General features: G+C 47.3%; 19 protein-coding genes. 15 read left to right on the top strand and 4 right to left on the bottom strand.

Translation table 11 applies throughout. The features are described 5' to 3' along the window. From sctQ to K7B67_RS03745, 7 genes are all read left to right on the top strand, one after another. The gene (gene sctQ / locus K7B67_RS03775) at positions 1-1,023 is read left to right on the top strand and encodes a type III secretion system cytoplasmic ring protein SctQ (RefSeq protein ID WP_252179044.1); all 1,023 of its coding nucleotides are present in this window, start codon (positions 1-3) and stop codon (positions 1,021-1,023) included. A 37-nt stretch (positions 1,024-1,060) separates the two neighbouring features. Then, positions 1,061-1,720 carry a type III secretion system export apparatus subunit SctR gene (gene sctR / locus K7B67_RS03770; RefSeq protein ID WP_252179043.1) on the top strand — a complete coding sequence of 220 codons (660 nt, stop codon included), beginning with the start codon at positions 1,061-1,063 and terminating at the stop codon, positions 1,718-1,720. Positions 1,721-1,738: 18 nt separating this feature from the next. Continuing rightward, the gene (sctS, locus tag K7B67_RS03765) at positions 1,739-2,002 is read left to right on the top strand and encodes a type III secretion system export apparatus subunit SctS (protein ID WP_252179042.1); all 264 of its coding nucleotides are present in this window, start codon (positions 1,739-1,741) and stop codon (positions 2,000-2,002) included. A gap of 14 nt (positions 2,003-2,016) precedes the next feature. Beyond that, on the top strand, positions 2,017-2,808 hold the full coding sequence (gene sctT, locus K7B67_RS03760) for a type III secretion system export apparatus subunit SctT (RefSeq protein ID WP_252179041.1): 792 nt from the start codon (positions 2,017-2,019) through the stop codon (positions 2,806-2,808). Continuing rightward, positions 2,805-3,860 carry a type III secretion system export apparatus subunit SctU gene (gene sctU / locus K7B67_RS03755; RefSeq protein WP_252179040.1) on the top strand — a complete coding sequence of 352 codons (1,056 nt, stop codon included), beginning with the start codon at positions 2,805-2,807 and terminating at the stop codon, positions 3,858-3,860. Before sctT ends, sctU begins: the two co-directional genes overlap by 4 nt. A gap of 135 nt (positions 3,861-3,995) precedes the next feature. After that, entirely contained in the window at positions 3,996-4,193 is a 198-nt protein-coding gene (locus tag K7B67_RS03750; RefSeq protein WP_252179039.1) for a hypothetical protein, read from the top strand. Positions 4,194-4,385: 192 nt separating this feature from the next. After that, complete coding sequence (locus tag K7B67_RS03745; RefSeq protein WP_252179038.1) at positions 4,386-5,534, top strand: alpha-hydroxy acid oxidase; 1,149 nt, start codon at positions 4,386-4,388, stop codon at positions 5,532-5,534. Here the strand turns inward: K7B67_RS03745 and K7B67_RS03740 are convergent. From K7B67_RS03740 to K7B67_RS03725, 4 genes are all read right to left on the bottom strand, one after another. Further along, a complete protein-coding gene (locus tag K7B67_RS03740; protein ID WP_252179037.1) occupies positions 5,531-6,424 on the bottom strand; it encodes a hypothetical protein in 894 nt (297 codons plus the stop codon). The two genes, K7B67_RS03745 and K7B67_RS03740, sit on opposite strands and share 4 nt — an antisense overlap. A 95-nt stretch (positions 6,425-6,519) precedes the next feature. Continuing rightward, entirely contained in the window at positions 6,520-7,509 is a 990-nt protein-coding gene (locus tag K7B67_RS03735; protein WP_252179036.1) for a hypothetical protein, read from the bottom strand. Between the two features lie 246 nt (positions 7,510-7,755). Then, on the bottom strand, positions 7,756-8,748 hold the full coding sequence (locus tag K7B67_RS03730) for a phospholipase A (protein WP_252179035.1): 993 nt from the start codon (positions 8,746-8,748) through the stop codon (positions 7,756-7,758). 106 nt (positions 8,749-8,854) lie between these two features. Further along, positions 8,855-9,280, bottom strand: coding sequence for a nuclear transport factor 2 family protein (locus K7B67_RS03725; RefSeq protein WP_252179034.1), 426 nt, complete (start codon positions 9,278-9,280; stop codon positions 8,855-8,857). A 192-nt stretch (positions 9,281-9,472) separates the two neighbouring features. On the opposite strand from K7B67_RS03725, the gene K7B67_RS03720 reads away from it, so the two are divergent. The 8 genes from K7B67_RS03720 to K7B67_RS03685 all read left to right on the top strand — a co-directional run bounded on the left by K7B67_RS03720 (position 9,473) and on the right by K7B67_RS03685 (position 19,803). Beyond that, on the top strand, positions 9,473-10,810 hold the full coding sequence (locus K7B67_RS03720; RefSeq protein WP_252179033.1) for a hypothetical protein: 1,338 nt from the start codon (positions 9,473-9,475) through the stop codon (positions 10,808-10,810). Positions 10,811-10,864: 54 nt separating this feature from the next. Then, positions 10,865-11,530, top strand: coding sequence for a metallophosphoesterase (locus tag K7B67_RS03715; protein ID WP_252179032.1), 666 nt, complete (start codon positions 10,865-10,867; stop codon positions 11,528-11,530). 81 nt (positions 11,531-11,611) lie between these two features. Continuing rightward, positions 11,612-12,118, top strand: coding sequence for an 8-oxo-dGTP diphosphatase (locus K7B67_RS03710; RefSeq protein WP_252179031.1), 507 nt, complete (start codon positions 11,612-11,614; stop codon positions 12,116-12,118). Between the two features lie 24 nt (positions 12,119-12,142). Continuing rightward, a complete protein-coding gene (locus K7B67_RS03705; RefSeq protein ID WP_252179030.1) occupies positions 12,143-12,889 on the top strand; it encodes a sulfite exporter TauE/SafE family protein in 747 nt (248 codons plus the stop codon). Positions 12,890-13,084: 195 nt separating this feature from the next. Beyond that, entirely contained in the window at positions 13,085-14,647 is a 1,563-nt protein-coding gene (locus tag K7B67_RS03700) for a hypothetical protein (RefSeq protein WP_252179029.1), read from the top strand. Between the two features lie 92 nt (positions 14,648-14,739). After that, the gene (locus K7B67_RS03695; RefSeq protein ID WP_252179028.1) at positions 14,740-16,263 is read left to right on the top strand and encodes a hypothetical protein; all 1,524 of its coding nucleotides are present in this window, start codon (positions 14,740-14,742) and stop codon (positions 16,261-16,263) included. 287 nt (positions 16,264-16,550) lie between these two features. Next, the gene (locus tag K7B67_RS03690; RefSeq protein WP_252179027.1) at positions 16,551-18,071 is read left to right on the top strand and encodes a hypothetical protein; all 1,521 of its coding nucleotides are present in this window, start codon (positions 16,551-16,553) and stop codon (positions 18,069-18,071) included. A 91-nt stretch (positions 18,072-18,162) separates the two neighbouring features. Beyond that, positions 18,163-19,803, top strand: a complete 1,641-nt coding sequence (locus K7B67_RS03685; protein ID WP_252179026.1) for a hypothetical protein — start codon at positions 18,163-18,165, stop codon at positions 19,801-19,803. Positions 19,804-19,897 lie beyond the last annotated feature (94 nt).

The raw sequence follows: 19,897 nt of genomic DNA, 5'->3' as shown, positions 1-19,897 counted from the left end.
ATGGCAGCGACACCACTGACGTTTGAATCAATATCAGCCACTGAGTTTCAGTTGGGGCAACTCCTGTGCCATCGCAAAGCCCGCTATCAGATTCAATTGAACGGTATCGAATTCACCGTCTCTCTTGCCGGTCTTGATCAACAGACATCCAGTTGGCAGGCCGATATAGAACTGGCTGGCTACTCCAGTAAACTCTATCTCGGCCAACAGGTTCTGGATTTTCTTCTGCCTAAAAAGCTCGACCATCACATTATTAAAAAACTGCCCGACAGCCTTCGTGAAGCGGCTATTGCCAGCAGCCTGACCCCGCTGTTTAATTTTCTGGGACAGATGTTAGGCCAGTCTGTTACACTCTCTCATCTAAAGCCTGCCGAGCAGACCGACGCCCCTTTAATTGCCGTGAACCTTGAAGCCGAAAACATCCGTTCAAGCATTCAGATTGAGTATTCCGGGGTAATAGAAAATCTGCTGAAGTCAATTCCACCTCATCAATCTATCCCGCTGCCCGATATACCTTTATGGGTATCCCTGCAAAAAGGCAGCACCTTACTGAACCGCAGTGAGCTCAATGACCTGGAAGAAGGCGACATTGTTTTTCTGGAACAGCATGTCGGTGATTCAGAGGTCATTGTAAGCATCAAACAGAATACTGCTTTTCTCGGTACTTTTGAGGATACCCGGGTCACTATTTCACAGAGGCTTCAGGCGATGGAAGAATATTCTGCCCAAGAGCACACAGAGCATGAAGAGCCTATGCCAGACAGTGAAGCAACGGCACCGGCTGCCCCTGTTGATCTTCATGATTTGCCGGTGATGCTGATGTTCGAAGTGGGTGAGCAACAGCTGACCTTCGCAGAACTGCAAAACCTGACGCCAGGGTATGTTTTCCAACTCAGTAATCCGATAGCAGCACCGGTAAGAATCAGGGCCAATGGCCAACTGATTGGTCATTGCCAGCTAGTGGAAATAGAAGGCCGACTCGGAGCCCGGATCACCGAGCTGACGGGCAAGGCTGAATCCTAACAACCAGGCAGTACATCCAGTAGAGCAGGTTCCCGCCATGGAAAGCGGCATACTGAATTTAACCAGCCCATTTTATCTGATGGTGCCACTGGCACTGATGGCGCTGATTCCGTTCGTGGCGGTCATGGGCACTTCTTTTTTGAAACTGGTGGTGGTCTTTTCTATTCTCAGAAACGCCACCGGTCTTCAGCAGATTCCTCCCAATATCGCCATGAACGCCCTGGCTATTATCCTGACGCTCTACATTATGGCGCCCATAGGCTATCAGTCTTATGAGTTGCTGGAACCTGAAAAGATTAATTTTGAAGACCTGTCCTGGATCGAATCCGTCAAGCTGGCCAGTGCCCCCTACAAGCAGTTTCTCAAAGACAATACCAATGAAAACGAGCGTAATTTCTTTCTGAAGTCTGCTCGTCTTTTGTGGCCAAAAAAGTACCAGCAAGAACTCTCGGGCGATGATTTTATTGTGTTATTGCCCTCTTTTACGATCACGGAATTGACCAAGGCCTTCCAGATTGGCTTTTTGCTCTATCTGCCCTTTATTGTCATCGACCTGATCGTCTCAAACATCTTGCTGGCCATGGGTATGATGATGGTCTCTCCCATGACGATATCCCTGCCTTTTAAACTGCTCCTGTTTGTCTTGCTGGACGGCTGGACCCGTTTGATTCAGGGGCTGGTATTAAGTTACGGCTAGGAGCCACGGGAAAAGCTTATGATTGATTCAGACATCATTCAGCTGACAGCCCAGGCGCTGATGCTGACGCTGATTTTATCCATGCCGCCGATCATTGCTGCGGCTGGCATCGGTCTGCTGATCAGTTTGGTTCAGGCCCTGACTCAGATTCAGGAACAAACCCTGCCTTTCGCCTTCAAGCTGATTGCCGTCATCATCAGTATTTTTGCCACTGCCCGATGGTTGGGCATTGAGGTTTATCATTACTCTCTGGCCATCATGAACAAAATACCGGACCTTTAACCGGGTAATCCGCCATGGTCATCCCAATCGATGAGCTAAAAGAGTGGTTTTATGTCTTTACCATGGGCATGCCCAGAGTGGTTGCCCTGTTCACTCTGATCCCTTTCCTGCACAAGCGCATGCTGGGGGGGGCTATGATGAGAAACGGTATTTGCGCCTGTCTGGTTCTGTTTCTCCACCCTATGCTGGCAGAACACAAACCCGATGCCAGCATCACTATTTACGCCACCGCCGGACTGGTTCTGAAAGAAGCCTTTATCGGGGCCATTATCGGCTTTTGCATCACCATTCCGTTCTGGGCACTGGAATCAGCGGGTTTCTTTATTGATAACCAACGGGGTGCTTCCATGGCCAGCGCCCTGAACCCTCTGTCCGGCGCAGAAACTTCCCCCATGGGTGTCCTGTTCTCCCAGGCCTTTACCGCCATTTTCATGGTCAGCGGCTTATTCCTGCTGCTGCTACAGAGTTTGTTCATCAGCTATGACGTGTGGCCTGTGTTCAGTTACTATCCCAAGCTGAACCCTGAAGCCACCACGTTTTTCCTGAACCAGTTTAATCTGATTATTGGGCTGGCCATGTGGCTTTCCGCCCCCGTCGTGATCTCCATGTTTATCACCGAATTTGGCATCGCCCTGATCAGCCGCTCTGCTCCTCAGCTCAACGTATTTATTCTGGCTATGCCGATCAAATCCGGTGTTGCCGCAGCCATTCTGGTGGTTTACGTCAGCACGATTCTGCAACTGGCCAAAAAGCATGACGAAGGCATTCCCATGATTTTCAAAACCGTGGGAGAGCTCTGGAAATGAGCGGCGAAAAGACTGAGAAACCCACGCCGAAAAAACTGCGTGACGCCCGCAAAAAAGGTCAGGTCGCCAAGAGTAAAGAGGTATCGAGCACCTTTGGCATTATCGCTGTGGTCTGCACCCTCTGGTTTATGAGCGATACCTACCTCAATACGATTCAGGAAATGGTGATCCTCCCCGCAACGGTTTATAACGAAAACTTTCAGGATGCTTTCAAGATTGTCACACAGGGTATTCTCGATAAATCCATCGAACTGCTGTTGCCTCTGGTCATGGTCTCCATGCTGTCTGCCATCATCGGCAACATTATGCAGTTTGGCTTTCTGCTGGCTGGCGAGTCAGTCAAACCCGATCTGAAAAAGATCAGCCCCATTGCCGGATTCAAGCGCATTTTTGCTATCAAGAACCTGGTGGAATTCTTCAAATCCGTTATCAAGATTGTGTTTCTTTCCATCGTTGTTTACTTCGTCATCAAAGGCAGTCTCGGTGATATGGTCAACCTCCCCTACTGCGGTACTGACTGTATTCTTCCCGTGGTCGGGGTGTTGATGAAAAAACTGATGATCTATGCCATTGCCGCGTTCATAGTGATCTCGGTACTGGACTATCTTTTCGAGAAACATCAGTTCACCAAAGAAAATAAAATGTCCAAAGATGAAGTCAAACGGGAACACAAAGAGATGGAAGGCAGCCCTGAAATCAAGGGTAAACGAAAAGAAATTCATCAGGAGATTCTTAACGAAGCGGAAAACACCAAGAAATCAGACGTGGTGATCAAAAACCCGACTCACCTGGCGATCGGCCTGCACTATAAACAGGATGTAACGCCACTGCCGGTGGTAACGGTTAAAGGCCGGGGTGGACGTGCCCGCTTTATTGTAAAAATTGCCGATAAGGAAGGTATCCCCGTTCTGGAGAATGTCCCCCTGGCCCACGCCCTGTTTGACACCGACATTGCCAGTTACATCCCCAGCGATTTGATTGAACCTGTGGCAGAAGTCTTCCGCTGGGTAGAAGACCTCAAGGAACAACAGGGCCTCTCAGACGATTCCTGAGGTTAGCCAATTCACAACCCCACTCAACTTATGAGGACTTTCGACTTCGTCAGTACCGCTGACAAAGATGTTATGCAACCCCCTGCCTGAATCCCGTACGATCAGCTCTACATTGGTTCACACGGGGAAGTAACCATGTTCAAACGCACAAGGATTACCTTTCAGATCATACTGACACTGTTCAGCTTTTTCGGATTCAATGAGGCCGTTCTGGCAGCCAGGTACCGCAACGCGGTCTATGTAAGCAATTTCGACGTCCGGATGGCCGTCGCCCACATCGACATGGACACACCTGCTTTTGCAGGCTGTGGGCTCTCAGGAGAACAGCAATAACATTCAAGAACACTCCTTCTTGCCAGGACTCGCTCCTGGCTTTTTTTCCGTTCCCCTTCCTCACGACGCTTTAACTCTTGAGCATTTTGCTGGCCTGCTGTTGATATGATTCGCAGCAATGCTATAAATAAACGCAAAACCTTTTTCATTATCCGACTCCACTGTGACCGACGGGAGGCCCACCGGGAAACCATGCGCCTGAAACACTGTCACAACACCAGAGACTTTCGGGAGCTCGCCCGCCGACGGCTGCCCTCTCCCATTTTTCATTACATCGACGGCGCTGCCGACGATGAGACCACACTGCGCAGAAATACCGAGGCTTATTCCAACTGCGACCTGGTACCCAATGTTTTGAGAGGTGTAGAGCAGGTTGATCTTTCTACCCGGGTTATGGGGCTGGATCTGGATCTGCCGCTCTTTTTATCGCCTACCTCGCTGCAATGTCTCTTTCATCAGGAAGGTGAGATGGCGGTAGGCAAAGCAGCAGAACAGTTCGGCACGCTTTTTGGCTTATCTTGCCTGGGCACCACCAGCATAGAAAAGATTGCTTCAACCATTAAAACCCCGAAGTTGTTCCAGCTCTACGTGCATAAAGACAAGGGCCTGACCCGTAACATGATTGACCGATGCAAGGCAGCCCGTTTCGATGCCATCGCATTAACGGTGGATACCGCCGTGGGAGGCAACAGGGAAAGGGACCTTGTCACTGGTTTTACCATCCCCCCCGAACTGTCATTGCAGAGTCTGCTGAGTTTTGCCCGTCACCCGGCCTGGGTTCTGAGCTACTTTTACCATGGTGGCTTTGAACTGCCACAGCTTCAGGACTATGTTGGCGAAGGCACCCGTATTACTATTTCGGTCGGTAACTACTTCAGCACCATGCTGGATCAGAGTATGGACTGGCAGGCAGCCGAAGAAATTGCCCGCTACTGGGAAAAGCCATTGGTACTGAAAGGCATCATGTCGGTTGCAGATGCACGCAGGGCCATAGATATCGGCGCTGCAGCCATTATGATTTCCAATCATGGTGGCCGACAGCTGGATGGCTCACGCGCTCCTTTTGATCAGCTGTCAGAAATTGTTGATGCAGTAGGCGATCGGATTGATGTGATATGCGACGGGGGAATACAAAGAGGTACACACGTTCTTAAAGCCCTGTCGCTGGGTGCCAAAGCCTGCTCAGGTGGTCGCCTGTATCTTTATGCTTTGGCAGCAGCCGGAAGGGCTGGCGTTGAAAAGGCGCTGGGGAATCTGCGCAGTGAAATGGAACGGGATATGAAACTGATGGGCTGTAAAAGCATCTCAGAGTTGAACCGGAGTAACCTCCGGTTCCGTTAGAGTTCGTTCAGCTTTCTGGCCAACCCTGTGCGCCTTGATATTTCTTTGCCTGTCATTGTTTTGAGCATCTCTGTTAACTTTTCAGTATCAAACTTGAGAGTGAGTCTGCTTGAACTTGTATGAATATAATATTTGCCTTTATCAGCACCAGACACAACAAATACAGCCCTGTACCCCATAGTGGGTAACTCTTCACCTTCTTCAATAACTTTGGATAATTCTAAAAAACCCATGATGGTTTCATACAAGTCTTCTTTAGTCCTCCCCCACTGGACTACCGCAGGCTCTCCACCACTTAATTTTTTGTACTTTATCGATTTGGAGTTATCTAATATATGATCGAATGAAAATATGTCTTTGAAACCACGCCGCATTGACCATTCATGGTCATTTTCACTTATGTGTTTGGTACTGGTACTTATGTGTTGGCGATCAATAGGTGGGCAAATATCGTCTGAAGTGAGGCAGTTGAGCGTCGTCGCTTTGTGGCTAAAAAAATAGATATAGACAGCCTCAAGATCAACATTCGCATCTTTTTCCAGTCCCATACCAGCACCATGGGTTAACCGGGCAAAAACATAGTTTTTAATTGAGTCAAATATTTGATTGACCTCATTCAGTTCATCATTAGAAAAAGCATAAGTATTAATACTTCCCCTGCTTAAAGTAAAAAACCTGGACTCATAGTCTTTAGGTAAAATTTTTCCATTTAAATACGGCAGATTTTTGATGATCCTATCTTCTATATCGGCATATTGATACCCTTTATTTTCGCTTTGAACTTTCACCACCCATTCTTCTTTCGTTATGCTCTGGGAGTCTTGATTACCGTCTAAAAAAGAACCAAGAAGATATCCCACTCCTATACATGCAACAATTTTTAATAACATATCATTTAGCCTTCTCTACTGTGCAGTTTATTAGAACTATCGTTTTCTTCAATCATGACTGTGAGAGCCTGACCAATAATAGTTCCTCTAAAACCTCAAGGTTGATTTTTCTTATGCAGTTTTTTGCCGAACCCTGTGAGCTTTGATATTTGTTTTCCTGGAATAGTTTTAAGCATATTAGATAATTCTTCGGCATTATATTCGTGGGTATAACTTTTGCCAATGGTTTCAATAAAAATATCTTTATTATTAGAGTCACTCATGAGAAATACAGCCCTATAACCCATAGCGGGGAATTCTTCACCTTTACGAACGACTCTGGACAGCGATGTAATATCAGTCACCCATTGACGTAATAATTCTTTTTGGGTTAAGTCCAACTCATGGCGATTCCCGGATGTTGGTTGCTGATAGCCAAAGAAGCTTACTTTGGATTGTTTAAGAATCCTATCGAATGAAAACATGCTTTTGTAATTATCCAATACGGTATCTTTATTATTACTGCTAGCTATGCTTTTAGTATCATACGTTATATGTCGGGTATTGGTGGGTTGGCAGATATCGTTTGATGTGAGGCATTCCAGGGTGGTGGCTTTGTGGCTAAAAGCGTAAACATAGACAGCCTCAATTTTGGCAGCTTGTACTCCTTCCGGATCAGCCCGAAATGGGCCTTCGAAAAGCTCATTCATATGATCTTTTATTGAATCAAAGATTTGATCTACCTTATCCAGCTCACCATCAGAAAGAGAAAGAGCTCCCGCTTTTAAAGACCTTCTATTTAAAGAAAACAATCTGGATTCATAGTCTTCAGGTAACGTTTCTCCATCTAAACCCATCAGCTCATTGATAATCATTTTTTCCAAGCCGGAAATTCGAGATGGTTTTTCTATGCCTGTCTCACTATTTACCGATTGATAAACTTCCACCCCTGTCTCGGTCTGAGCACCTGATTTTTCTATGCCTGTCTCACTATTTACCGATTGATAAACTTCCACCCCTGTTTCGGTCTGGGTACCTGGAATATCTTCTGAATAATAATCAAGAAGATAGAGCACTCCTAATGCCGTGATAAATTCTGTTATCATGTGATCGAAACTCCTGTTTTACCCTTTCGCTAAAAGTCTGAATTTCATTCAACGGCAGCTTTGACATCAGAACTACCATTAAATTCCCAAGGCTCTCTGGTTTTTATTTTTTTGCGGTCAGTTAACTTGCTTTCGCGAAGTCAGCCTCTGAAATGGCAACTCTCTTAAGAAATGAAGTACAGCAGTACTGAAGCGCCTTATGATATTGACGATTGACGCTTCAGCAAAGTCGAACGCTCAGCGCAGTTAAAGCCAATCGGTCAACATCACCCCCACACTGATCCGATTGACACTGGCATTGTAGTCAATCAGGCTTTCTCCATAGCCATTAAAATATTGAACATAACCCCGGAAGCGTTCATTGATAGGGAAGGACCAGTCCAGTTGCACTGCACCTTTGTTATCAGAACGCAGGTTGTTTCTGAGCATCATGCCCAGCTGGTGTTCATCCAGTTTATAACCAAAGTGAAGCTCGCCGTTGCCCATGTACTGTTCAATATCCGGATTATCGTCCCCATCCGGATCATAGGGGTACTCTTTCTCGGGTTCAGGAATGCGATACCAGGGCTTGAAGCTCATATAAAAATTGCCCTTTTCCAGCAGGAAGGTCAGGTAAATCCGATTCCAGCTTCGGGACAGGTTACCCGACCGGCCATTGGATTGGTGAGACAGACCGGCCACTACAGCCCTCAAATCCAGACCCAATACCGAATAATCCACCGGGAACGCTGCAAAAATTTCCGGTTCATGATTGGTTTCCCGAAAAGGCGCAGAGTGAGGGTTGTAGGCCTGCCACCAGGATGTATTGGTATAGGCCGCATAAACAGTACCGTAACCGTTCCATATCCCTTCCCAGACCGGCGCTTTCAGGCTCAGCTGAAACTTGATTTCAGTTGACGTCAGTTCCTGACCCACAGCTTTGTAAGGTTTCTTGTTAACGTTATTGTTCCAGGAAACCGGGAGCACATAGTTGGGTCGATGAGGAGTGATCACGAAGCGATTATCAGAGGCCTGTCGTTCATTTTTGAGGCGTTCATCAAAAGCACTTTCCTCTGTCTCACGGGCCATATCAGAATCATCGGCCACGGCAGGCACAATGTCTTCTCCAGAGGGCTTACTGCACATGGCCCTTATTTCTGCCATGGTGGTCTGGCCATCGGCCTCCATAGCCTGCTTCAAAAGGCATTGTTCATAGACTGTTGATGAAAAAGCCAAAGCGGGCGACAGACTCAAAACCATCCCTGCAACCCACAAAGGCCCTTGCTTGAGTAAGACTGGCATCACATTATTATCCGAAGTTGAAATGCGAGTAAAAAAAGAAAAACCACCTGCTTCAGCAGGATCGTCAGCTGGTGGGAAAATCGGCAGAGGCCTGACCTATGGGAGAGGAGTGGATATGGACTATTTTCCACTCACCCTGATACTGTCTCAACACGTGCGTCGCCCGCAGAAACTGTGGTTCTACCGCGGCCAGCTCTACATCCCTGAGCCGGGTCTCTAACTGCCAGGTACTGCAACAGGCAATCTGGCCCTGCCCTTCCCAGGCCGACTCAATCCGGTATTTGACAGACAGAATTTCGAACTGCTGGAAGAGGGCTTCATACCAGAGCTTCAGGGCATCATGACCATTGATCCGGGCACCTTCTGAGCTCCAGAACATCAGGTCTTCTTCCGGTGCATAATGATCCAGCATGCCAGCACTGTTCTGCTGACTGTAGTTTTCAGCCTGTAGATCAAACAATGACCGGATGGTCTCTCTGGAGTCCGCCATAGTGAATCCCTCTCCTGAATAGTGCCCTGATCCAGAAATATTCGTATAAAACTATAGGTAGAGTCAACGCAGGTTTATTGACGCAAGCCACAATCAGGTCCAAACATTACGCAGCAGATTCTGAAGCTGTTGCTATGCTTAGGCATTTAGTCAATTGCCTGTCGAATGATGAAAATACTATTGAAGCCCCTTTTGCTTTTGCTGCTGGTTCTGCCCGGCTGGCAGGCTCAGGCCAGTGAAGCCGTCGATCTGATCAGAGAATACATCCGTATCACCTACGGCAACGACCTGAACATTACCAGCAGCCAGATAGAACAGCTGAGCTGGGTTATGGACAACCCTAATGTCACCCCGGAAATGTCGGCAGACCGGCTCCCCTCCAACATACACTGTGAAGTCCCCCGCGCCCTGTCACGCCTTTATTCACTGCAGTTGCTGAAATCCGGCAAAGAAAAGGACTACGACGCGTTCATCCTGCCTCAGAAAGACCTGGATATGCCGGTCCTGAGCCTTCAGCACTTCAACCAGTTGTCCAAACTGATTCGTGGGCTGGATGAGGAATCCTACGAAACACTGGCTGCGGCAGCCCTGATCAGTGCCGTCACCCTGTCGCCTACCGCCAGAGAGCGAGCCTCTGTAGTCCTCGGCACTAAACTACCAGAAGACAGCACTCGGTTCCTTTCAGCCACGGCTGAAAAAGCGACTCAGATTTACCCACTGGCAGAAGAAATTGCCAGGAAATACCATTCCAATGGTCACAAATTCACCACAGTGTTCCTGTCGGGCAGCCACCTGCGTCACATGATGTACAACGAAGGCTCACTGAATATGTACAACACTCTGAAAGAGGGCTTTCGCACCGGCAAACTGAAGTCCAGGGACCTGGATCTCTGGTACGCCTACTGGGTGGACAATATTGCCGGCTTCAGAGGACACGTCAGTGCCAAAGGCTCCCTGTACCTGACAGAGGACACCTACCGGGCAATGAACCAGATCAAAATGGAGTTGGACAAACTTCAGAAAGACCCTGGTTTCAACCCTATCCCCCCCTACCTGACGACACGCGCCCAATGGCTGGAACTCTCAAAGGATAAAGGCCTGTCTACTCAGGAAATCGAGGCCCTGGGCGCTCTGGCTGCGATGATGAGACTGTTTACCCCGGAACAAGGCAGGCAATTACTGAGCGCCTTTAAAAAGCTGCCCAAAGAACAAAAACAAGGCTGGGTCGATCATGTTCAGTCCCAGCTTCAGACCACTGACTACGCAACACCGACTTATGCGCCCGCGTTACTGGGCAACGCTTTGATTCTCAGCAATCTGGCCGAAACAGTGGAGAAGGTGTTACCTTTTTATCTGAATGCGCTGGATAGTGCTGCTCAGGCAAGAAAAGCAGGCAAACTGCCTGAAAGTACACCGCTGTCGTTCAGAGTTCTTGCCAATGACAAACAGGTTAAGGTTATACTCAAGTCAGCAACACTCAGGATACAGATCGATCCTGAAACGGGTTTGGCGACGCTAAAGGGAACTTAACGCTACCCGTATCTATTTCCGTCTCCAGAAGCAATGGATTGCATAGGAGCTATCATGTTTCTTCAAACCTTCGGGCCCAACCTCTCAGGAAGAGATTTCGTCATTGGCGACCTTCACGGTATGTATGACTTGCTGTTTGAAACCCTGGAGCGTGTGGGTTTTGATTTCGAGGTGGATCGTTGTTTCAGTGTTGGCGATTTGATAGACCGGGGACCTGATTCGCCCGGTTGCCTTTCCCTGATTAATGAACCCTGGTTCCACCCTGTCTGCGGCAATCACGAAGATACCCTGAGAACCGTTGCCCGCAACCCTGAGTCATCCGCCATTCTGGCGGACTGGGTCCTCAACGGCGGTCACTGGCACCTTAACGTTGCTACCCAAAAAATGCTGGAGTATGCCGACTGGGTGGATACTTTGCCCTACCTGATACTCGTTGAGCAATCTAACGGCAGCAAGCTGGCGATCTGTCACGCAGAATACCCATTGAACCAGTGGAATCCACAAAGCGTTGCGAGCAATCCGGAACTGACCCGACAATTAATGTGGTCAAGAGCAAAAGTACAAACCGGGAATAGCGACTGGGTTGAAGGTGTCGACCATATTATCTGTGGCCACACCATTGTCGAAGATCCTGTGACCCTGGGGAATACCCACTTTATTGATACCGGGGCTTTCAAGTCTAACCGTTTGACACTGCTGCCTCTGTCGCAACTTAAATAACGAGAAAAAATTAATCCGCCATCTCTTTCAGCTCTGCTTTATACTGGAATGTCTGAGGTATCGACAAAGCAAGAGCCTGACATGCAGCCCATAGCCGCCAGAACACTGTCCGACATCAACTGGGAAAACTGGAGAGCTCAGGATCCCGCCACCCTGACGTTTATCATTAAAGACGACCATATCCTTTTAATTCGCAAAAAGCGCGGACTCGGGGCCGGTAAAATCAATGGGCCCGGTGGCCGACTTGAGGAAGGTGAAACCACACTGGAGTGTGCAGTACGGGAAGTTCAGGAAGAACTGAAAATCACCCCGCTGAATATGGCCTTTTATGGCGAATGCCTGTTCCAGTTTGTCGATGGCTACTCCCTTCATGTCTACACCTTTGCCGCTTCTGACTACGATGGTATTCCTGAAGAAACCGACGAGGCCATTCCCCTATGGTTCCATATCAACGATATTCCTTACCATGAGATGTGGGAAGATGATCGCCACTGGCTCCCCCTGCTGCTCAAGAAAAAAAGCTTTATCGGTCGCTACCTTTTCGACAAGGATAAAATGCTGGATTACGAAATCGAACGCCTCACCTGACATTGCCTCACCTGACACTGCCCCATGTTGTCACTACCAGAGTTACCCTTCTTTATAACAGCCATTCCGGCCATCATCGTTACGGGACTGGGCAAAGGTGGCATGGGTAGCGCCCTGGGTATGATTGCTGTGCCTCTTATGTCGTTATCAATGCCTCCCGTTCAGGCGGCTGCCATTCTCCTTCCTCTCCTGTTAGTTATGGATGGATTCGCTATCTGGGGATGGCGGCGGCACGTCGACTGGCGTGTGTTAAAGATCATTATCTTTCCGGGCCTGTTGGGTATTTTTCTGGGTCTGGCGGTGTTTGCATCCCTGAGTGAAAAAGCCATCAAAGGCATGGTGGGTATCATTGCCATTGTGTTCTGCCTGAACCAATGGTTTGGTCACTACTTTCATTCACCCCACAAGCCCGGCACACTGGCTGGTATTTTCTGGTCAATCATCAGCGGCTTCACCAGCTTCGGTATTCATTCCGGAGGGCCACCCCTGAGTGTTTATATGCTGCCATTAAAACTGAAAAAGGAATTTCTGGCAGGCACTATGGCGATTTTTTTCGGTATTCTCAATCTGGTTAAATGTCCTGCCTATGCAGCCCTTGGCCAGTTCACCACAAATAACCTGCTACTGTCTTCTTTATTACTGCCCTTTTGCCCCCTGGGAGTCTGGCTTGGGATGAAAATGGTTAAAACAGTCCCTACTGATTTTTTTTACAACGCTTTATACATCTGCCTTTTTCTAACGGGACTGAAGCTCCTTGTCGGCTTTTTTTAAAAAAGATTGCACAACCCAAAAATTTGTTGACTAGAATACATGTGCCCATGGATTGATCAGTTTATTGGTTTGCTGGCGAAATAATTTTAATTAACTTTTGAAACATCAAAGCCATTATTCGACTGATAGGGACTCACGAATAACATCAGCACAGCATTGAAGCTTTTTAGATCAATAAAGTTCAAGGTTTATTAAATGTTCAAAAAAAAATCGTTGCTCTCAGAATTTCCTCACCCTTCAGGCAGTTGCTTGTTTCTCTCGGCTAGCCTTATTTTCTCTCTTTCTTCTGGAACTGCCTATTCAATTCCCCCTGTCAAAAACAGTGCCGGCTCTATCGTCTTTTCAGGTGAGGCGCCTGAGCTACCGGGTACAGAAGAGCTGGGTGCCACAGGCATCACAACCTCAGACGTAACAGAGAATGCGACAATGACAGCATTAGACACCCCTTTTGCCGCGTCTGGTGTTACCTGGTCAGTCACTATACCGTGGGAGCCTGCCTCCCAGTCAACCGAACCGCCATCCGCCCCAAACGGTGCTAGTAATGCAGCACTTTCAGGTCAGCATCCAATGCTACCAGTGTGTTCTGATTTGCCGGACGAAGACGTGGAGAGTGATTGGCAAGCCCATTTTGAGATGCTGTTGTCAGAGCTCGATAGTGACCCAGCCGATGGTACCAATGATTCGTTCCCGGCCCTTGATCTTGTCAATCCATCGCTGCAACAGATAGAGCTTAGTAATGATTCGCTAAATGGTGCGCTGCTAACCATAGAAGCAGGACTTGAAAACTATACAGTAATTGACCTCTATTATGTGCTCTGGTCGATTGCAAAGCTCAATGGTCAACAGAGCCTTATGAAAGTTCTGCGCCTGAACGCTACTATTCTCAAACATTACCTTAATCTTCGCGAAAAATCATTCTACCGCGAGCTTCGCGATAAACCATTCCTCCTCAAGCTTCTCAGTAAACCACTCTCGCTCAAGTTACCCGCTTACAGTATCAGAAAACTGGTGCACTCTGGAGAATTGGCACGTTTACGGAGTAGCCTGAGCCAAGCTAACCCTGGTCGTGAAATTGGTGAGATAATGACCCAATTTATCTTCAACGATTTGTATAGCTACATTCATTCAGAAGCAACGTCTGAATTAGAGCAAGATCTTGCCTTTTGCTGGCCGTCGGTACCCCATACCTTAAAGTTTCTTTATGAACTTGCCCAGATTTCATCCCAGCTATTTGATGGCAACAATTACGTTGTACCCAATAATATCGCCTACGCCCGAAGCAGAGCCTTCTATTTCATTTTCAGTCATTTTGGACATAAACCATTTCCACAGGCGGTTTTTGATAGTGTCACATATCAGCATCGTGATCCACGCATATTGGAGGAGATTAAACGATCTGCACAGCGCGATCGTGATCTCTACTACGCCTACAGGTCTCTAACTGCATTATTCACATTATTCCTTGGTGATTTGGATATGGCTGAAAACATGCTTGAAAGAATCGGTCGGCAAGTGCCTGCTTTTGGCTTGCGTCATGCCCCCGATGTGGATTCTCTGGTCAGGTGGGCGGTCGACGGCAACCTCCGTATGTTCGAGCCACCTGAACGCGACAGGATTATACGAGCACTGTCTTTAATGGTCAGTCATCCATTCCCTCAATCTCCTATTCATCGCGTTCCCGATACTGTTCTTTCGGCTGTTAACCCAGAGGTGTTGAAGGCGCTTGAGAAAGAGCTGTCGCGGTTTAAATCAGAATAATTCCTTTGTTGAATATTAATTCGGTACGACTGCATCGGACTAAAGCAACAGCACTGAAGCCTTTAAGATCAATAAAGTTTAAGGTTTATTAAATGTTCAAAAAAAAATCGTTGCTCTCAGAATTTTCTCACCGTTCAGGCAGTTGCTCGTTTCTCTCGGCTAGCCTTATTTTCTCCCTTTCTTCTGAAACTGCCTATTCAGCTCCCCCTATCAAAAACAGTGCCGGCTATGTCATCTTTTCAGGTGAGGCGCCTGAGCTACCGGGTTCAGAAGAGCTGGGTGCCACAGGCATCACAATCACAGATGTAACCGAGAATGCTACAGTATTGGACGCCTCTTTTGCCGGGCATGGTATTACCTACTCAGTCACTTTTCCGTCGGAGTCTGCCCCCCAGCCAACTGAAACGAATGATTCAACGCCATTCGTCCCATACGGTACCAGTAATGCACCGCTTTTATTCCAGGATCCAATGCTGCCAGAATGCCCTGATTCGCCGAACCAGGCCGTGGATGCCACCAATTATTGGCAAGCCAATTTTGCGATGCTGTTGTCAGAGCTCGATAGTGACCCAGCCGATGGTAAGTATGATACGTTCCCCGCCCCTGAGCTTGTCAATCCATGGCTGCAAGAGATGGAGCTTGGCAATGTTTCGCCAAATGATGCGCTGCTAAGTATAGAAACAAGCCCTGTAAACTATACGGTAATTGACCTCTATTATGTGCTCTGGTTCATTGCAAAGCTCTATGGTGAACGGAACCTTATGAAGGCTCTGTGCCTGAACACCCTTATTATCAAACGTCACCTTTATCTTCACAACAATACGGTATTCCTATTCCACAAATTATCCGGATCAGGTTTGGCAACAACGCTGTTACTCCAAACATTGGCAAGTTTGCGGAGCGCCCTGAACCGTGCTATTCCCAGCCATGAAACCATGACCCAATTTATCTTCACCGATCTGTATAACTTCGTTCATTCACAAGCCGCGGATGCATTCGTGCAAGAGGTTGACCGCTTCAACGGGCCGTTGGCAATCTATTATTTAACGTTCCTTTACGAACTCGACCAGGTTTCAGCCCAGCTATTTGATGGCAACAATTACGTTGAATCCAATAATATTGCCTATGCCCGAAGCAGAGCCTGGTTTTTCATTTTCGGTCAGTTTAGTCCTCGTAAACAAGTGCCAGAGTATGTTAGTCGACACTCACCGAACTACCTCGCTTCACGGCGGGATCTTCAACGATATTTAGAGCTCGATCGAAATCTCTACTCCGCTTACAAGTCTCTAACTGCGTTGTTCACATTATTCCTTGGTAGGCAGGCTTTGGCTTATAACATGCTTGAAAGACTTGCCTGTTCAAATCGTAGTTTTCAAAGTGATTATTATCTTCCCGATATGAATTCTATCGTCAGATGGGTGGTCGACGGCAGCCTCCGTATGTTCAAGCCACCTGAACGTGACAGGATTATACGAGCCCTGTCTTTAATGGCCCGTAATCCATTCCCTTCTTCTCCGCTTCATCGCACTCCCGATACTGTTCGTTCGGCTGGTAGACCGGAGGTGTTGGAGGCGCTTGAGGAAGAACTGAAAAAATCATTAATTCTACGACATTAGGCGTATTTTATGCGGAATTGACTGGCGAATGCCTGTTCCAGTTTGTCGACGACAAGATTTTGTGCATTTGCCTTTTACCTTTGCATAACGGGACTAAAGCTACTGAGCGGCCTGTTCTAAAAAAATTCATACACCAAGAATATGTTGACTACACTAAATTGGCTCATTGCCCAGTCAGTTTATCGCTTTAGTGGCAGAATAATTTGAATCAAATATTAAAGCCAGTGTCCCATTGATCGGGGTTCAAGAATAACATCACTAAGGCAAGAAAATTTAAGGTTTATTAAATGTTCAAAATAAAATCGTTGCTCTCAGAGTTTTCTCACTATTCAGGGAGCTACTTGTTTATCTCGTTCAGCCTTGTTTTCTCCCTTTCTTCTGAAATTGCCTATTCCGCTCCCCCTGTCAAAAACAGTGCCGGCTCTGTCACCTTTTCAGGTGAGGCACCGGAACTTCCGGGTACAGAGGAACTGGGTGCCACAGGCATCACAACCTCAGATGCAACAGAGAATACGACAGCATTGGGCACCCCTTTTGCCGGACTTGCTATTACAGTAACTTTACCGTCGTCGGAGTCTGCCTCCCAGTCAACCGAAACGACTGATCCAACACCATCCGCCGCAAACGGTGCCAGTAATGCAGCGCTTTCAGGTCAGCATCCAATGCTACCAGAGTGTTCTGATTTGCCGGACGAAGACGTAGATAGTGATTGTCAAGCCCATTTTTCGGTGCTGTTGTCAGAGCTCGATAGTGACCCAGCCGATGGTACGAATGATACGTTCCCGGCCCTTGACCTTGTCCATCCATCGCTGCAAGAGATAGAGCCTAGCAATGTTTCGCCAAATGATGCGCTGCTAATTATAGAAACCAGCCCTGCAGACTATACGATAATTGACATCTATTATGTGCTCTGGTTCATTGCAAAGCGCAATGGTGAACAGATCCTTATGAAACTTTTGCGCCTGAACGCTATTATTCTCAAACGCCACCTTAATCTTCACAAGAATGCAGTATTCCATAAGCTAGCCGGGTTAAGTATTCCAAAAGTGGTCTTATTAGGAGGATTGGCATCTTTACGGCGCGAACTGAGGCAAGCTAATTCCAACCGTGAAATTGTTGTGATAATGACCCAATTTGTCTTCCACAAACTGTATGAGTCCGTTCATTCACAAGTCGCGGAAGCATGCGAGAAAGAGGGTGGCTTCCACGGGCCGATGGCAACTCATACCTTAACGTTCCTTTATGAACTCGACCAGATTTCATCCCAGCTATTTGATGGCAAAAATTACGTTGTACCCAATGATATCGCCTATGCCCGAAGCAGAGCCTGGTTTTTCATTTTCGGTCAGTTTGGTCATCGTAAACCAATGCCACAGCAGGTTTATGATCAAATCTCATGGCAGGCTCCCGATCCACGCATATTAGAGGATTTGACACGATCTTCACGACACAATCGTAATCTCTACTCCGCCCACAATTCTCTAACTTCGTTATTCACATTATTCCTTGGTGATTCGGATATGGCTTATAAAATGCTTAAAAGTCTTTCCAGATCAAATCATCATTTTGACAGGGGTTATTATCCCTCCCCCGATGTAGATTCTATCGTCAGATGGGTGGTCGACGGCAACCTCTGCATGTTCGATCCATCTGAACGTGACAGGATTATACGAGCCCTGTCTAAAATGGTCAGAAATCCATTCCCTCCCTCTCCGCTTCATCGCACTCCCGAGACTATTCGTTCGGCTGGTAACCCGGAGGTGTTGGAGGCGCTTAAGAAAGAGCTGCTGCGGGTTAACTCAGAATAATTCCTTTGTTGAATATTAATTCGGTACGACTGTATCAGGCTAAAACAACAGCACTGAATCTTTTTAGATCAATAAATTCAAGGTTTATTAAATGTTCAAAAAAAAATCGTTGCTCTCAGAGTTTTCTCACTATTCAGGGAGCTACTTGTTGCTCTCGGCCAGCCTTATTTTCTCCCTTTCTTCTGGAACTGCCTATTCAGCGCCTCCCATCAAAAACAGTGCCGGCTCTGTCACCTTTTCAGGTGAGGCACCGGAACTTCCGGGTACAGAGGAACTGGGTGCCACAGGCATCACAACCTCAGATGCAACAGAGAATACGACAGCATCTAACGCCCTTTTTGCCGTGCCTGGTCTTACCTGGAAAGTCTCTTGGCCGAGGGAAGAAGCACTGGCTGCCAGAGGCAACACACCCTCAGATGTAACAGAGAATGCGACAACACCGAACCTGCCTTTCTACTCAATCACTTTTCGGTGGGAGCCTCCCTACCAGTCAGTCGAAACGACTGATTCAACGCCATCTGTCCCGGACGGTGCCAGTAATGCACCGCTTTCAAATCAGGATCCAATGCTAACAGAATGCTCTGGTTGGCCGGACCAGGACGTGAATGCCTCCAGTAATTGGCAAGCCCATTTTGCGATGCTGTTGTCAGAGCTCGATAGTGACCCAGCCGATGGTACAAATGTTGCGTTCCCGGCCCTTGACCTTGTCAATCCATCGCTGCAAGAGATGGAGCTCAACAATGATTCGCTAAACAATGATTCGCTAAATGGTGCGCTGCTAAGTATAGAAACAAGCCCTGCAAACTATACGGTAATTGACCTCTATTATGTGCTCTGGTTAATTGCAAAGCACAATGGTGAACAGAACCTTATGAAGGTTCTGCGCCTGAACGCTATTATTCTCAAACGTTACTTAACTCTTGGCGATTATTCATTACTCCACGCGTTAGGCGATATAAGTGGTGCAAAACGGGCGTTCCTCAAAGCATTGATAGATTTACGGAGCGCCCTGAGCCAGGCTAGTTCCAGACATGAAACTGCTGAGATAATGACCCAATTTATCTTCAACGATCTGTATGACTTCGTTCATTCACAAGCCATGGATGTATTCGAGCTAAAGGTTGGCTCGCCGTTGGCAATCGATACCTTAACGTTCCTTTATGAACTCGACCAGATTTCAGCCCAGCTATTTGATGGTAACAATTACGTTGAAGCCAATAATATCGCCTATGCCCGAAGCAGAGCCTGGTTTTTCATTTTCGGTCAGTTTGGTCATCGTAAGCCATCGCCAAAGGAGCCTAAGCGATGCTGCAGACATTATAGGCAATGCAGACGTCACCAAGACCTACGGCAGGCTGTTGAACGATATGCACAGCACGATCGTAAACTCTACTCCGCTTGCAGCTCTCTAACTGCGTTATTCACATTATTCCTTGGTAATCAGGAAATGGCTTATAACATGCTTGAAAGACTTTCCTGGTCAGATCCTTATTTTCGAAGGGGAAATTATTCCCCCGATATGGAGTCTATCGTCAGCTGGGCGGTCGATAGCAACCTACGTATGTTCGAGCCACCTGAACGTAACCGGATTATACAAGCACTGTCTTTAATGGCCAGTAATCCATTCCCTCCCTCTTCGCTTCATCGCACTCCCGAGACTATTCGTTCGGCTGGTAACCCGGAGGTTTTGGAGGCGCTTAAGAAAGAGCTGCTGCGGGTTAACTCAGAATAATTCCTTTGTTGAATATTAATTCGGTACGACTGTATCAGGCTAAAACAACAGCACTGAATCTTTTTAGATCAATAAAATTCAAGGTTTATTAAAT

The sequence above is a fragment of the Endozoicomonas sp. 4G genome, assembly GCF_023822025.1.
GTDB lineage: Bacteria > Pseudomonadota > Gammaproteobacteria > Pseudomonadales > Endozoicomonadaceae > Endozoicomonas_A.
This window is presented reverse-complemented; position numbering and strand designations above follow the sequence as displayed.

Bases quoted from the DNA above. Each gene is read 5' to 3' on its own strand.
- K7B67_RS03725 (WP_252179034.1), bottom strand. From the start codon at position 9,280: ATGGCGGACTCCAGAGAGACCATCCGGTCATTGTTTGATCTACAGGCT.
- K7B67_RS03695 (WP_252179028.1), top strand. From the start codon at position 14,740: ATGTTCAAAAAAAAATCGTTGCTCTCAGAATTTTCTCACCGTTCAGGC.
- sctQ (WP_252179044.1), top strand. From the start codon at position 1: ATGGCAGCGACACCACTGACGTTTGAATCAATATCAGCCACTGAGTTT.
- K7B67_RS03690 (WP_252179027.1), top strand. From the start codon at position 16,551: ATGTTCAAAATAAAATCGTTGCTCTCAGAGTTTTCTCACTATTCAGGG.
- K7B67_RS03700 (WP_252179029.1), top strand. From the start codon at position 13,085: ATGTTCAAAAAAAAATCGTTGCTCTCAGAATTTCCTCACCCTTCAGGC.
- K7B67_RS03750 (WP_252179039.1), top strand. From the start codon at position 3,996: ATGTTCAAACGCACAAGGATTACCTTTCAGATCATACTGACACTGTTC.
- K7B67_RS03715 (WP_252179032.1), top strand. From the start codon at position 10,865: ATGTTTCTTCAAACCTTCGGGCCCAACCTCTCAGGAAGAGATTTCGTC.
- sctS (WP_252179042.1), top strand. From the start codon at position 1,739: ATGATTGATTCAGACATCATTCAGCTGACAGCCCAGGCGCTGATGCTG.
- K7B67_RS03705 (WP_252179030.1), top strand. From the start codon at position 12,143: ATGTTGTCACTACCAGAGTTACCCTTCTTTATAACAGCCATTCCGGCC.
- sctT (WP_252179041.1), top strand. From the start codon at position 2,017: ATGGTCATCCCAATCGATGAGCTAAAAGAGTGGTTTTATGTCTTTACC.
- K7B67_RS03745 (WP_252179038.1), top strand. From the start codon at position 4,386: ATGCGCCTGAAACACTGTCACAACACCAGAGACTTTCGGGAGCTCGCC.
- K7B67_RS03735 (WP_252179036.1), bottom strand. From the start codon at position 7,509: ATGATAACAGAATTTATCACGGCATTAGGAGTGCTCTATCTTCTTGAT.
- K7B67_RS03710 (WP_252179031.1), top strand. From the start codon at position 11,612: ATGCAGCCCATAGCCGCCAGAACACTGTCCGACATCAACTGGGAAAAC.
- sctU (WP_252179040.1), top strand. From the start codon at position 2,805: ATGAGCGGCGAAAAGACTGAGAAACCCACGCCGAAAAAACTGCGTGAC.
- K7B67_RS03730 (WP_252179035.1), bottom strand. From the start codon at position 8,748: ATGGTTTTGAGTCTGTCGCCCGCTTTGGCTTTTTCATCAACAGTCTAT.
- K7B67_RS03685 (WP_252179026.1), top strand. From the start codon at position 18,163: ATGTTCAAAAAAAAATCGTTGCTCTCAGAGTTTTCTCACTATTCAGGG.
- sctR (WP_252179043.1), top strand. From the start codon at position 1,061: ATGGAAAGCGGCATACTGAATTTAACCAGCCCATTTTATCTGATGGTG.
- K7B67_RS03740 (WP_252179037.1), bottom strand. From the start codon at position 6,424: ATGTTATTAAAAATTGTTGCATGTATAGGAGTGGGATATCTTCTTGGT.